Source organism: Reyranella sp., from assembly GCF_004296935.1.
Lineage (GTDB): Bacteria > Pseudomonadota > Alphaproteobacteria > Reyranellales > Reyranellaceae > Reyranella.
On record NZ_SCVH01000132.1, the window covers coordinates 1 to 13,453 of the forward strand.

The 13,453-nt window shown below is 62.6% G+C and carries 11 protein-coding genes; all 11 read left to right on the top strand.

The annotated features are described in order from the left end of the window. Nucleotides 1-2,675, top strand: a 2,675-nt coding sequence (dnaE, locus tag EPO55_RS18645) for a DNA polymerase III subunit alpha (protein ID WP_296338611.1), incomplete at its 5' end; no start/stop codon positions are given. Continuing rightward, complete coding sequence (locus EPO55_RS18650; protein ID WP_296338612.1) at nucleotides 2,672-3,682, top strand: DUF72 domain-containing protein; 1,011 nt, start codon at nucleotides 2,672-2,674, stop codon at nucleotides 3,680-3,682. The genes dnaE and EPO55_RS18650, both read left to right, overlap by 4 nt. A gap of 160 nt (nucleotides 3,683-3,842) precedes the next feature. Then, nucleotides 3,843-4,634 (top strand): 30S ribosomal protein S2, encoded by a 792-nt coding sequence (gene rpsB / locus EPO55_RS18655; protein WP_296338613.1) that lies wholly within the window; start codon nucleotides 3,843-3,845, stop codon nucleotides 4,632-4,634. Nucleotides 4,635-4,722: 88 nt separating this feature from the next. Beyond that, nucleotides 4,723-5,649 carry a translation elongation factor Ts gene (gene tsf / locus EPO55_RS18660; protein ID WP_296338614.1) on the top strand — a complete coding sequence of 309 codons (927 nt, stop codon included), beginning with the start codon at nucleotides 4,723-4,725 and terminating at the stop codon, nucleotides 5,647-5,649. A gap of 66 nt (nucleotides 5,650-5,715) precedes the next feature. After that, nucleotides 5,716-6,444 (top strand): UMP kinase, encoded by a 729-nt coding sequence (gene pyrH, locus EPO55_RS18665; RefSeq protein WP_296338648.1) that lies wholly within the window; start codon nucleotides 5,716-5,718, stop codon nucleotides 6,442-6,444. Nucleotides 6,445-6,446: 2 nt separating this feature from the next. Then, entirely contained in the window at nucleotides 6,447-7,001 is a 555-nt protein-coding gene (gene frr, locus EPO55_RS18670; protein ID WP_296338615.1) for a ribosome recycling factor, read from the top strand. Then, nucleotides 7,001-7,741 carry an isoprenyl transferase gene (locus EPO55_RS18675; protein ID WP_296338616.1) on the top strand — a complete coding sequence of 247 codons (741 nt, stop codon included), beginning with the start codon at nucleotides 7,001-7,003 and terminating at the stop codon, nucleotides 7,739-7,741. The genes frr and EPO55_RS18675 overlap by 1 nt, the downstream gene beginning before the upstream one ends. A 73-nt stretch (nucleotides 7,742-7,814) precedes the next feature. Further along, complete coding sequence (locus EPO55_RS18680; RefSeq protein WP_296338617.1) at nucleotides 7,815-8,417, top strand: phosphatidate cytidylyltransferase; 603 nt, start codon at nucleotides 7,815-7,817, stop codon at nucleotides 8,415-8,417. Continuing rightward, nucleotides 8,408-9,616, top strand: a complete 1,209-nt coding sequence (gene dxr / locus EPO55_RS18685; protein WP_296338618.1) for a 1-deoxy-D-xylulose-5-phosphate reductoisomerase — start codon at nucleotides 8,408-8,410, stop codon at nucleotides 9,614-9,616. The genes EPO55_RS18680 and dxr overlap by 10 nt, the downstream gene beginning before the upstream one ends. A 30-nt stretch (nucleotides 9,617-9,646) precedes the next feature. Further along, complete coding sequence (gene rseP / locus EPO55_RS18690) at nucleotides 9,647-11,026, top strand: RIP metalloprotease RseP (RefSeq protein ID WP_296338619.1); 1,380 nt, start codon at nucleotides 9,647-9,649, stop codon at nucleotides 11,024-11,026. Nucleotides 11,027-11,079: 53 nt separating this feature from the next. Then, nucleotides 11,080-13,440: an outer membrane protein assembly factor BamA gene (gene bamA, locus EPO55_RS18695; RefSeq protein WP_296338620.1), complete on the top strand. Its 2,361-nt coding sequence runs from the start codon at nucleotides 11,080-11,082 to the stop codon at nucleotides 13,438-13,440. Nucleotides 13,441-13,453 lie beyond the last annotated feature (13 nt).

A 13,453-nucleotide genomic window follows, 5' to 3' on the forward strand; every position in this document is an offset into this window, starting at 1 on the left:
CGGACCTGCCGGAAGCCTGCGACAACACCCTGGCTGTCGCCCAACGCTGTGCCTACATGCCGGAGCCGCGCAAACCCATTTTGCCGCGCTACACCAAGCTCGGTGGCCGAGCCGAGAAAGATGCCCTCAAGGAAATGGCCGAAGCCGGGCTCGCGGCTCTGAAGGCAGAAGGCCGGCTGGCCGACGACATTGCCCTGAAGCTCTACGAGGAGCGGCTTGTCTACGAACTCAACATGATCGAGAAGATGGGCTTCTCGGGTTACTTCCTGATCGTCGCCGATTTCATCCAGTGGGCAAAGGACAACGGCATCCCCGTCGGACCGGGGCGCGGATCGGGGGCAGGGTCGCTCGTGGCCTGGGCCCTCAAGATCACCGACCTCGATCCTCTGAGGTGGGGTTTGCTGTTCGAGCGCTTTCTCAACCCGGAACGCGTGTCGATGCCTGACTTCGACATCGACTTCTGCCAGGACAAGCGCGACCGGGTGATCCGCTATGTGCGTGACGAGTACGGGCACGATCGCGTCGCCGCGATCATCACCTTCGGAAAGCTGCAGGCTCGCGCGGTGCTGCGTGACGTCGGGCGCGTGCTGGGCATGCCTTACGGGCAGGTCGACCGCATTTGCAAGCTGGTGCCAAACAACCCAGCCAAGCCGGTCACTCTGGCCCAGGCACTCGAGAGCGAACAGCTTCTGAAGGAGCAGTACCAGGCCGACGAGGAGATCAAGCGCCTGATCGACCTTGCGCTTCAGCTCGAAGGTCTCTTCCGCAATGCCTCGACCCATGCCGCCGGTGTCGTGATCGGCGATCGGCCGCTGGAAGAGTTGGTGCCACTCTACCGCGATACCGACAACAAGGAATCGCTGCCGGCCACCCAGTTCAACATGAAGTGGGTCGAAACGGCCGGCCTGGTGAAATTCGACTTCCTCGGCCTCAAGACCCTGACGGTGATCGAAAAGGCATGCGGCCTGATTGGGCACGATAGGATCAAGATCGACAAGATACCGCTCGACGACGAGCCGACCTTCAGGATGCTGGCCAAGGGCGATGCCTACGGGGTCTTCCAGATGGAAGGCAGCGGCATGCGCGACATTCTCAGCAAGCTGAAACCCAATCGGTTCGAGGATCTGATCGCCTTGGTGGCGCTCTACCGCCCGGGGCCGATGGACGACATCCCGACCTACATCAGCGTCAAGAACGGGCAGGAGAAGCCCGACTATTTGCACCCCTCGCTGAAGGGCATCCTCGAAGAGACCTACGGCATCATGGTCTACCAGGAGCAGGTCATGCAGATCGCCCAGGTTCTCAGCGGCTACTCGCTGGGCGGCGCCGATCTACTGCGCCGCGCCATGGGCAAGAAGATCCAATCGGAGATGGATGCGCAACGGGCAACCTTCATCGAAGGGGCACGCAAGAACGAGGTCGAGGACGCGCGCGCCTCGATGATCTTCGACAAGGTGGCCAAGTTCGCGGGCTACGGTTTCAACAAGTGTCATTCCGCGCCGTATGCGCTGGTTGCCTATCAAACGGCCTACCTCAAGGCGAACTTTCCCGTCGAATTCTTCGCGGCGTCCATGACGCTCGACATGGGCAACAGCGACAAGATCGGCAATTTCCGGCGTGAGCTGGAGCGACTGCAGATTCCGCTGCTGGGGCCGGATGTGAACAGGTCGATGGCCGAATTCGCGGTCGAGGAGACGCCTGAGGGCAAGAAGGCGGTCCGCTATGCGCTTTCCGCAATCAAGGGAGTCGGCCGTGAGGCCATGACTCGCCTGGCCGAAGAGCGCGCGGAGAATGGTCCGTTCAAGGATACGTTCGACTTCGCCGAGCGGCTGGACCAGCGCGTGGTCAACAAGCGGCTGATCGAGGGCCTGGTGAAGGCGGGGGCCTTCGATTCTTTGAACAAGAACCGTGCTCAGACCTTTGGCGCCGTCGAGGCGCTAACGCGCCATTCTCAGGCCACGCACGAATCGCGCGGCAGCAACCAGAACAGCCTGTTCGGCGACGACACCGCGCAGCGCCGCCCGCAGCTTCCCAAGATGCCGGACTGGGCGCCGATGGAGCGGTTACAAAATGAGTTCGCTGCGATCGGCTTCTATCTCTCATCGCATCCGCTGGCCGCCTACGAGCGCAGTCTGCAGCGGCTGGGGGTCTGTCGTGCTGCCGACCTGACGGCTCTGCTGGCGCGCGGCACGCCAGGCCGTATCAAACTTGCTGGCACGGTCATCGACCGCATGGAGCGGACTTCGGCCAAGGGCAATCGCTTTGCCTTCGTGCAATGCTCGGATCAGTCGGGAGCCTTCGAACTCACCGTGTTCAGCGAACTCCTCGGCAGCAAACGCAATCTCCTGGAGCCAGGTCAGGCGGTGCTGATCTCGGCCGATGGCCGGCTCGATGGCGAGCAGGTGAAGCTCACCGCTCAGACCGTCGAGAAACTCGACGACGCCGTGGCCAATGCGGCGGCCGGCCTGCGCATCATCGTTTCCGATCCGGCGGCTCTGGAAGCCCTGCGCAAGACACTCGAGGGAAAGAAGGGACGGGGACGCGTCACGCTTGTGGTTCCCATGTCCGACGAGGCGGAAGCCGAAGTGACTCTGCCCGGGACATATTCGATTGCAGGCGGCCTGCGGGACGCCATCGGCATGCTGCCGGGCATCGTGCAGGTGGAAGAGATTTGAGTCGCCAACCCGGCCTCTTCGAGACGCCCGGTCCGCCCAAACGCCGCGTAGCGGCAGGAGATGTCCTCACAGCGTCGCAGTCGCCGCTGCTGGAGGCACCGAACCTGCCGTCTGAAATTCGTCTCGGCACCTCATCGTGGTTCTTTCCGGGGTGGCGCGGTCTGGTCTACGAGAGTGTCCATCCGCAAACGGCACTTAGCCGCAAGGGACTCGGGGCCTATGGTCAGATCCCGATGCTGCGCACCGTGAGCCTAGACCGGACCTTTTATGCAGCCATTTCGGCCGTAGAATACGCACGATACGCTGGCCAGGTGCCGGACGATTTCAGTTTCGTCGTGAAGGCGCCGGCGCTGGTCTGCGATGCAGTGATGCGCGACGAGGAGGGGCGGGGGAAGGTCGCCAACCCGCACTTTCTCGATGCCGCCATCGCGTCCCGCGAATTCGTCGTGCCCTGCCTCGAAGGCCTGGGTCACAAAGCCGGGCCCCTGGTCTTCCAGGTCTCGCCGCTGCCGCGCGGACTGGTGGCGGAGGCGGCCACTCTTGTCGAGCGGCTGGCCGCGTTCTTTGCTGCCCTGCCCCGGGAACTTGGCAAATACCGCCCGCTCTATGCATTGGAGCTGCGCAATGCCGAGCTGCTGACCCCCCGGCTGATGCGCATGCTGGCTGGTGCAGGGGTCCGCTATTGCGTCGGGCTGCACGACCGGATGCCGGAAGTCGAGCGTCAGGCGGTGGCCCTTCGGACGCTCGACGGCGAAAGCCCGGGGCCTCTGGTCGTTCGCTGGAACCTGCATCGGGGGTACCTCTATCAGGCGGCGAAGCAGCGCTACGAGCCCTTCGATCGGCTGGTGGACGAGGACAGCGAAACCCGGCGCATTCTGGCCCGGATGGCCGCCGACGCCTTCAGAGCCAAGCAGAAGGTCTGGATCACGGCCAACAACAAGGCCGAGGGGAGCGCGCCTTTGTCACTTCTCAAATTGGCCCGGGAAATCGCCCAAATCCTGACCTAAGCCATTGATTTCATTGGTGCTTGCAATTCGGGGCGTAAACCCCTAGAAACACGCCACTTCGCACGCGGGTTTGCGGTCGACGGGGAGACATCCCGCCGCTCGCTCCGGTGTCCCATTCGGGACGACGCCCGCGGAGGCCTAACCGGAAAAGGAGAACGGCATGGCTATGCCGACATTTACGATGCGCCAGCTTCTGGAAGCCGGCGTCCACTTCGGCCATCATACGCGCCGCTGGAACCCCAAGATGAAGCCGTACCTGTTCGGGGTGCGCAATGGGGTCCATATCATCGATCTCACCAAGACGGTGCCACTGCTTGAGCAGGCATTGCAGCGGGTCCGCGAAGTCGTGGCCAGCGGCGGCCGCGTCCTCTTCGTCGGTACCAAGGCGGCGGCTTCCGAGCGCGTCGCCGACGCGGCCAAGCGCTGCGGCCAGTACTACGTGAACCACCGCTGGCTGGGCGGCATGATCACCAATTGGCAGACGATCTCTGCCTCGATCAAGCGCCTGCGCGAACTCGACGAACGCCTCAAGGGTGAAGTCTTGGGTCTCACCAAGAAAGAGCAACTCGACCTCACGCGCGAGCGCGACAAGCTCGAGCGGTCGCTGGGTGGCATCAAGGAAATGGGCGGCACACCCGATCTGCTGTTCATCATCGACACCAACAAGGAAGCCATCGCCGTCCAGGAAGCGCGCAAGCGCGGCATTCCGATCGTGGCGATCCTCGACAGCAACTCCGATCCCGATGGCATCGACTTCCCGATCCCGGGCAACGACGATGCGATCCGCGCCGTCTCGCTGTTCTGCGAACTCCTGTCCGGGGCCGTGCTCGATGGCATCCGAGCCGAGATCGCAGCATCGGGCGGCGATGTTGGCGAGCTCACCGAGCCGCCGGTCGAGGAAGTGCCGGTGGCAGCCGATGCCCCCGCAGCAGAATCGGCACCGGCGGAGTAAGCCGAGCCCTTTCGACGAGGATTCAATGGGGCCGGTCGGAAGACCGGCCCTTGTTGTACCAAACAGGCCGCACCAAACGGAGCACGACATGGCTGAGATCACTGCATCGCTCGTCAAGGAACTGCGCGAGAAGACCGGCGCAGGCATGATGGATTGCAAGAAGGCGCTGGGTGAGGTGCAGGGCGACCTCGAGAAGGCGGTGGACTGGCTGCGCACCAAGGGACTTTCCGCGGCGGCCAAGAAAGCCGGCCGAGTGGCGGCCGAAGGTCTGGTCGGCGTGATCACCGGCGGCAACCGTGGCGCCGTCATCGAGGTCAATGCTGAAACCGACTTCGTCGGTCGTAACGAGATATTCCAGAAATTCGTGTCCACCGCTGCCCGCGCCGCCCTCGATACAGGCGCCGACATGACCAAGATCGCGACCGCACCATTCCCCGGCACCGGTCGCGATATCCAGGGCGAACTCACGCATCTGATCGCTACGATCGGCGAGAACATGTCGCTGCGCCGCACCGCTTCGATCTCGGTGTCGGACGGTGTCGTGGCCGCCTATGTGCACAACGCCGTGGCACCCGACCTTGGCAAGATCGGCGTCCTGGTGGCGCTCGAATCGACAGGCGACAAGGCCAAGCTGTCGGCGCTGGCCAAGCAGCTCGCCATGCACGTGGCGGCAGCCAATCCGCAGTCGCTGACCGTGGCCGATCTCGATCAGGCGGCAATCGAACGCGAACGCGCGGTGCTGGCTGAAAAAGCCGGGCAGACGGGCAAGGCCGCGGACATCATCGCCAAGATGGTCGAGGGTGGTTTGCGCAAATTCCACCAGGAAGTGGTGCTGCTCGAGCAGCTCTTCGTCATCGACGGCAAGAACCGCGTCTCCAAGGTCGTCGACGATGCGGCCAAGCAGGTCGGCGCGCCGGTCCGTTTGGCGGGCTTTCTGCGCTTTGCGCTGGGCGAGGGAATCGAGAAGAAGTCGGAGGATTTCGCTGCCGAGGTGGCTGCCCAGCTCAAGAAGTAGTATGAAATCGGTACCGGTGTGCGGGCAGGAAGCCCTCGCCGCCCAAGAACACGTATTCAGAGGCATCTGATGCCGTCCGGTCCCCGCTATCGCCGTGTCCTTCTCAAACTCTCAGGAGAGGGTTTGATGGGCAGTCGCGAATACGGGCTGGACCCGGCCATGGTCTCCATGGTTGCACAGGAAGTGAAGGCCGTGCATGGCATGGGCGTTCAGGTTTGCCTGGTGATCGGCGGCGGAAATATCTTCCGCGGTGTCTCCGCCGCCGCGTCAGGCATGGACCGGGCGAGCGGTGACTACATGGGCATGTTGGCGACGGTGATCAATTCACTGGCGATGCAAAGCGCCCTTGAGCGTCAGGGCCTGCAGACCAGGGTCCAGTCGGCGATTCCGATGACCACCGTGTGCGAACCCTACATTCGCCGGCGCGCCGCCAGGCACATGGAGAAGGGCAGGGTCGTGATCTTCGCCGCCGGCACGGGCAATCCGTTTTTCACTACCGACACCGCTGCAGCTCTTCGTGCCGCCGAAATGGGTGTCGATGCATTGCTGAAGGGCACCCAGGTGGACGGAGTCTATTCCGCGGATCCACGCAAGGACAAGAAGGCCAAGCGCTACGATGCGCTGACCTACATGGATGTCCTGTCCCGCGATCTGCAGGTGATGGACGCTTCGGCAATCTCGCTGGCACGCGAGAACCACATCCCGATCATCGTGTTCGACATCCACAAGCCGGGTGCGTTCGCCGCGACGATGCGCGGGGAGGGAACCTTCACCATCATCAAGGACGAGGGCTGAAGATGAGCGCGGACGTCAAGGAACTCGAGAAGCGCATGCAGGGTGCTATGGACGCCCTGAAGAAGGAATTCGCCGGTCTCCGGACCGGTCGCGCATCGGTCAATCTGCTCGATCCAGTGATGGTCGAAGCCTATGGCCAGCGCATGTCCTTGAATCAGGTTGGAACGGTAAGCGCGCCGGAACCGCGCCTGCTCACGGTCAGCGTCTGGGACAAGGGCCTGGTCGTGGCGACGGCCAAAGCCATTCGCGAGGCCGGGCTCGGCCTCAATCCGGCGCCAGACGGCCAGATGATCCGGATTCCGATCCCCGAACTGACCAGCGAGCGGCGCGCCGAACTCGCCAAGCTTGCCCACAAGTACGCGGAGCATGGCCGTGTCGCTGTGCGCAACGTGCGGCGGGATGGCATGGAGGCGCTCAAGAAGGCCGAGAAGGATCACCGCATCTCTCAGGACGAGCATCGCCAGAAATCCGACGAGGTCCAGAAACTCACCGACCGTTACGTAAAGCTGGTCGACGATACGCTCGTTCACAAAGAAAAAGAGATCAAGACGGTTTGATGTCGACCGCATCGCTGCCCGCCAACCCTGACCCGTCACCGGGTCCCAACCACGTCGCCATCATCATGGATGGCAACGGGCGGTGGGCGAAGGCGCGCGGACTGCCGCGCGTGGCGGGGCATCGTCGAGGAGCGGATGCTGTGCGCCGCGTGGTGCGCGGTGCGGGTGAACTCGGCATTCCTGTCATCACGCTGTTTGCCTTCTCGACGGAGAATTGGACCCGACCGGCCGACGAGGTCAGCGACCTGATGGGCCTGCTGCGCCACTATCTGCGCAGCGAACTCGAGGAATTGCGGAAGAACGGCGCCCGGTTGCGGGTCATTGGCAACCGTGACGGGCTGGCGTCCGATATTGTGGCCGACATTGCCGACGCGGAGAACATGACGCGCGGCAACAGCCGGATCGACGTGAACATCTGCATCAACTACGGCTCGCGCGACGAGATCCTGCGCGCGACACGCAGCCTGGCGCGGCAGGTCGCGGCGGGTGAGCTCGATGTCGATCGCATCGACGCCAATCTCTTCGAGCGCGAGTTGCTGACGGCGGGCGTACCCGACCCGGACCTGCTGATTCGGACGAGCGGAGAGCAGCGCATCAGCAACTTCCTGCTTTGGCAATGTGCATACTCGGAATTGGTGTTCGTCGATACGCTGTGGCCCGATTTCGGCAAGGATGACCTGGAACGGGCGATTGCCGAGTTCCGTCGGCGTGAGCGGCGTTATGGTGGCGTCGGCGGCTAACGCCCCGGCGGGGCGTGGCCGACAGTTTCGCGGGCTGCTGCTGCGGATCTCGTCAGCCCTTGTCCTGGGACCAATGCTGCTGGCGGCAGTGTGGTTCGGATTCCCCTGGATCGATCTCGTAGCGGCAGTCGCCGCGCCGTTGATGGTGTGGGAATGGACGCGCCTGACCCGAGGCCGCTCGATTGTCAGGATTTCAGCCTACGTCTACGCGCTGGCGGCCCTGGTGGCGCTGCTGTGGCTGCGCCACCAACCGGCACTGGGTCGCGAGACAGTGATCTGGATTGTCGCCTGCACCTGGGCGACTGACATCGGGGCGTATTTCGTCGGGGCATCGGCTGGCGGCGCCAAGCTTGCTCCCAGAATCAGCCCGAGCAAGACGTGGTCGGGCTTGATCGGCGGCATGGCCTGGGCAGCAGTGACCAGCGCTGCCTTGGGTTTCGCGTTCGGCTTGGGCTCGACGTTTTCCCTTGCCGTTATTGGCGCCGGCCTTGCCGTCGTCGGACAAGTAGGCGATCTGGCCGAGTCGGCAGTCAAGCGCGGCGCTGGAGTGAAAGACAGCGGCAACTTGATCCCGGGACATGGCGGATTGCTGGATCGCGTCGATGGGCTGGTCGCCATTCTCGTCGTCGTGGCGCTGGTGCGCCTGACGGTTGACGGAGCCTGGCCTTGGAACTGACCCGCTGGATCGCGCCGTCGCATGAGCGACCTCGCAGCGTCACCATCCTCGGGTCGACCGGCTCGGTCGGTCAGAACACCGTCGATCTCATTGCCCGAGATCCCGCAAGCTATCGTGTCGAGGCACTGGTTGCGGGTTCCTCGGTGGAGTTGCTCGCCGAGCAGGCAAGGCGCCTGCGCGCACGGCTTGCCGTGGTGGCCAATCCGGAGCGTTACCGCGCGCTGAAAGAGGCGCTGGCGGGCACGTCGATTGTAGCCGCGGCAGGTCAGGAGGCGGTGGTCGAGGCCGCCTCCCGGCCGGCGGAATGGGTGATGGCCGCTGTCGTTGGCTTTGCCGGTCTCGCTCCGACGCTGGTCGCCGCGCGCCGCGGCGCAATCGTGGCGTTGGCCAATAAGGAGGCTCTGGTTTGCGCCGGACGCTTGCTGATCGAGGCGATTGAGGAATCGAACGGAGTGCTGTTACCGGTCGATTCCGAGCACAATGCAATCTTCCAGGTCTTTGAGCCGCAGCAGCGCCAAGCCATCGATCGTTTAATCCTTACGGCCTCGGGTGGCCCGTTCCGGAATTGGTCTCTGGTCGACATGGCCGATGCCACGCCGAAGCAGGCGCTTGCCCATCCCAATTGGGACATGGGCGACAAGATCTCGATCGATTCAGCCACGCTGATGAACAAGGGCCTCGAACTCATCGAAGCGCACCTGCTGTTCCGACTTCCGGCGGAGAAGATCGAGATCATCGTCCATCCACAGTCGGTCATTCACTCGATGGTGGGCTATCGCGACGGGTCAGTACTGGCTCAACTTGGAACGCAGGACATGCGGGTGCCGATCTCGTACGCGCTCGGCTGGCCGTCACGCATCGACGGCCCCGCCGCCCGCCTCGATTTCGCGAACCTCTCGGCGTTGACGTTCGAGCCGCCCGATTCCGGCCGCTTTCCGTCCCTACGATTGGCGCGTGAGGCACTGGTCACCGGCGGACTTGCATCTATCGTGCTGAATGCAGCCAACGAGACAGCAGTTGCGGCATTCCTGGCGCGGCGTGTCGGGTTTCTCGACATCGCCCGAGTCGTCGAGGATGTGCTGGTTGGCTGGGAAGGGGTGGCGGTCCCGGTCGAATCACTCCAGCATCTTCAGGCAGCCGATCACGAGGCCCGCCGGAGAGCCGAGGAAGGTTGTCGAAAACGTTCTCTAAGTTATTGAAATAGCAAGATATTAGTGATGTAGTGAGCCATGCAAAGCATCATCAGCCTGTTTACGACCTACCTCCCGTACTTTGTCCTGGTGCTGACGCTGCTCGTATTCATTCACGAGTTTGGTCACTACTGGGTCGCGCGTCGGTTCGGCATTCATGCCGAGGTCTTTTCGATCGGATTCGGACCCGAACTCTTTGGCTGGACGGACCGTCGCGGTACGCGATGGAAAGTGTCGGCCATCCCGCTGGGTGGTTACGTGAAATTCCTCGGCGACAACGACGAGACCAGTACGACGCCATCCGATGCCGCACTTGCAGGCCCGAAGGCGAGTGGCGCCTTCTTTTCGAAGCCATTGTACGCACGAGCCGCCGTGGTGCTGGGAGGTCCGGCTGCGAATCTGCTGTTCGCTTTCCTCGTGCTGACGATCGTGTTCTTCATCGCCGGCGAGCCATACTCTCCGGCGACGGTCGCAGTCCAGGTCAACGGGCCGGCGGCCAAGGCAGGCCTGCGGACTGGCGATGAGATCATTCGCCTGGCCGATCGCAGGATCGACCGTTACGAGGACATTCAGGACTCGCAGTTCCTCTATTGGGCGAAGCCGATGGCGGTCGAGTATCGTCGTGGCAGCCAACTGCTGCATGGCGAGATCGTGCCGCAGTTCTGCGAGCGTACCGACCGCTACAACAATACGCTGCGCTACGGCGAACTGGGACTGGACCAACTCATCCGTCCGGTGGTCGGTGGATTTACCGCGAACGGACCCGCCGAAGCGGCGGGCCTCAAGGTCGGCGATCTGCTGCTCGAGATCGATGGCAAGCCCGTCGAATATTTTTCGCGTATCCCCGAATTGATTGGTGCACGCGCGGGCCAGCCCCTGGTCGTGAAGTACGATCGCGATGGGCGACGCGAGGAGGCGACTATCGTCCCAGTCGCCGACAAAGTGGTCGATTGCGCTGGCAAGGAGCAGGTCGTCGGCCGTCTCCGCATTCGGCCGGCGGGCATTACGGAGTTCCGCAGCCACGGAGTGTTGGGCGCGATGGGCGCAGGCGTACGCGCCGTCTGGGGCATGACGACGATGTTCTACACATCGATGGCCCAGATACTGACAGCCACACGCCCGGTTGATGAGTTGGGTGGGCCAATCCGCATCGCCAAGGCCGCCGGCGAGGCCTCACACGCCGGATGGATCGGGATTCTCAATCTCGTGATCGCCCTGTCTGTCGTGCTGGGAGTGTTCAATCTTCTGCCGGTGCCGATGCTCGATGGTGGTCATCTGGCGATGTATCTTTACGAGGCGGTGCGGGGGAAACCCCTTAGTCTCAAGGCGCAGGAACTCGGCCTGAGGGTCGGTTTCGCCCTGGTGATCGGCATGGCTCTGGTCGCCACGTTCAACGATATCAGGCTCTTGCTGCGGTGACCGGATGGACATCTGCTGGGGGCGGATCGGGAACAAAAGGGGTGGCTAAGCCATTGATCCCGGTCTATGAAACGGCGTTCCTGAACACGGCCATCGGCAGGTCTGGGAAGATGCCGGGGGTGAGTTTGATCGTTCGTTGGGCCGTCTTGGCCATTGTCGCAGTTCTCGCGTTTACCACCACGGCGCATGCCCAGCGCGGCGCCGTTGCCGGTGGCACGATTTCGGCCGTTCAGATTCAAGGCAACGTCCGGGCGGAGCGCGAGACAATCCGCTCCTATCTCCAGTTGAAGGAGGGGCAGCCCTACGATGCCGCTGCCGCCGACCGCTCGCTGAAAGCCTTGTTCGGGACCGGCCTGTTCTCGGACGTGGTGATCGAGATGCAGGGCTCGACTTTGGTGATCAAGGTCACGGAAAACCCGATCATCAATCGCGTCGCCTTCGAAGGTAACAACAAGATCGATGACGACAAGCTGCGCGACGAGGTGCAATCGCGGGCTCGCCAGGTTTTCACGCGGGCGCGGGTGCAGTCTGATGTGGAGCGCATCCTCACCATTTACCGCCGTAGCGGCCGCTACAATGCATCGGTGGAGCCCAAGATCATCAACTTGGAACAAGGTCGCGTCGACCTCGTCTTCGAGATCAACGAGGGCGATGTAACAGGCATCAAGCGCATCACATTCGTGGGCAATGAGGCATTCGGCGACGGAACGCTGCGTGGCAAGATCCGGACCGCGGAGAGCGCATGGTGGCGCTTCCTGTCGTCGGATGACCGCTTCGACCCGGATCGGCTCAACCTCGATCGGGAACTGCTGCGCAAATTCTACCTTTCCGAGGGCTATGCCGATTTCCGCGTCGTGTCTGCTGTCGCCGAACTGTCGCCCGATCGGGACGGGTTCTTCCTAACCTTCACGATCAGCGAGGGCGAGCGCTACAAGTTCGGTGAGGTCGACGTCTCGACCCGCTTCCCCGGGCTGGATGTCGACGTCCTGAAGACTTACCTGCCGATGAGCGAAGGCGATTGGTACGACGCCACCGATGTGGAAAAGACCATTGCCACCCTGACCGACATCGTCGGTGCGCTGGGCTATGCCTTCGTCGAAGTCCGTCCGAATATCCGGCGCAACAAGGACAATAAGACGGTCGACGTGAACTTCGAGGTCCAGGAAGGGCCGCGTGTCTATGTCGAGCGCATCAACATCTCGGGCAACACGCGTACCCTCGACAAGGTGATCCGGCGCGAGTTCCGCCTCGCCGAGGGTGATGCGTTCAGCTCTGCCAAGCTGCGCCGCAGCCAGGAGCGCCTGCGTGCCCTTGGGTTCTTCGAAAAGGTCGACATTTCGGCAGCGCCCGGCTCGGCGCCGGATAAGACCAACCTCGAAGTCCAGGTCGTCGAACAGAGCACTGGCGAGATTTCGTTTGGCGCGGGCTATTCGACCACTGCCGGCATCGTGGGTGACATCTCGGTCAAGGAGCGCAATCTCCTGGGCAAGGGGCAGGAAATCCGCGTGGGATTGTCGTTGGGCACCTTGAGCACCAATATCGATTTGAGTTTCACGGAGCCGTATTTCCTGGATCGCAACATGGTGGCCGGCTTCGATATTTTCCGGACGTCGAATGATCGGCAATCGGTTGCGAACTATAGCGATTCCAGCATCGGCTTTGCGCTCCGCAGCGGTTGGGCCTACAGCGAGCACATGCGGCAAGTCGTCCGGTACACTCTGCGGCAGACAAACATCTACAACGTCATGCCTTGGGCTTCGCCCGTCGTTCAATCGCAGGCAGGCTACACGACGGTTTCGGAGGTTTCGGAAACGATCGCCTGGGATACGCGCGACACTCGAATCAACACGACAAAGGGATTCCTGCTGCGCAATACCTTGGCGGTTGCAGGCGCCATCGGAACCGAGCAGTACGCCCGCACGACTGCCGATGCGGTTTACTTTCAGAGTATCATCGATGATGTCGTGATATCGGTCGGCGGGTCGATGGGCGTCGTGCTGCCCTACAACAATACCTATATCAAGTTGAACAACCTATTCTTCCTCGGTGGTGACAACTTGCGTGGCTTTGCCGTGGCCGGTGTCGGCCCGCGCGATGCCGGCACGGCCGACGCGCTGGGCGGCCAGTATTTCTATACCACGACCACCGAACTCAGTTTCCCGCTCTACGGCATTCCCAAGGAACTCGGCCTTCTTGGCAAGGCGTTCGTCGATACCGGTTCCCTGTGGGGCAACCAGGCGACCGGTATGGGGGCGTCGGTTCTCGACAATTCGCTGATGCGGGTCGGTACGGGCTTTGGCGTCCAATGGATATCGCCGTTCGGCCCGATCCGGGTAGACTACACCTTCCCAATTGTTTACGAGCCTTGGGACAAGACCCAGAACTTCCGGTTCAGCTTCGGAACACGGTTCTGAGCAGGGATGGCAT

Coding starts and splice junctions, on each gene's coding strand:
- rpsB (WP_296338613.1), top strand. CDS start 3,843: ATGGCTATGCCGACATTTACGATGCGCCAGCTTCTGGAAGCCGGCGTC.
- tsf (WP_296338614.1), top strand. CDS start 4,723: ATGGCTGAGATCACTGCATCGCTCGTCAAGGAACTGCGCGAGAAGACC.
- frr (WP_296338615.1), top strand. CDS start 6,447: ATGAGCGCGGACGTCAAGGAACTCGAGAAGCGCATGCAGGGTGCTATG.
- EPO55_RS18675 (WP_296338616.1), top strand. CDS start 7,001: ATGTCGACCGCATCGCTGCCCGCCAACCCTGACCCGTCACCGGGTCCC.
- EPO55_RS18680 (WP_296338617.1), top strand. CDS start 7,815: ATGCTGCTGGCGGCAGTGTGGTTCGGATTCCCCTGGATCGATCTCGTA.
- rseP (WP_296338619.1), top strand. CDS start 9,647: ATGCAAAGCATCATCAGCCTGTTTACGACCTACCTCCCGTACTTTGTC.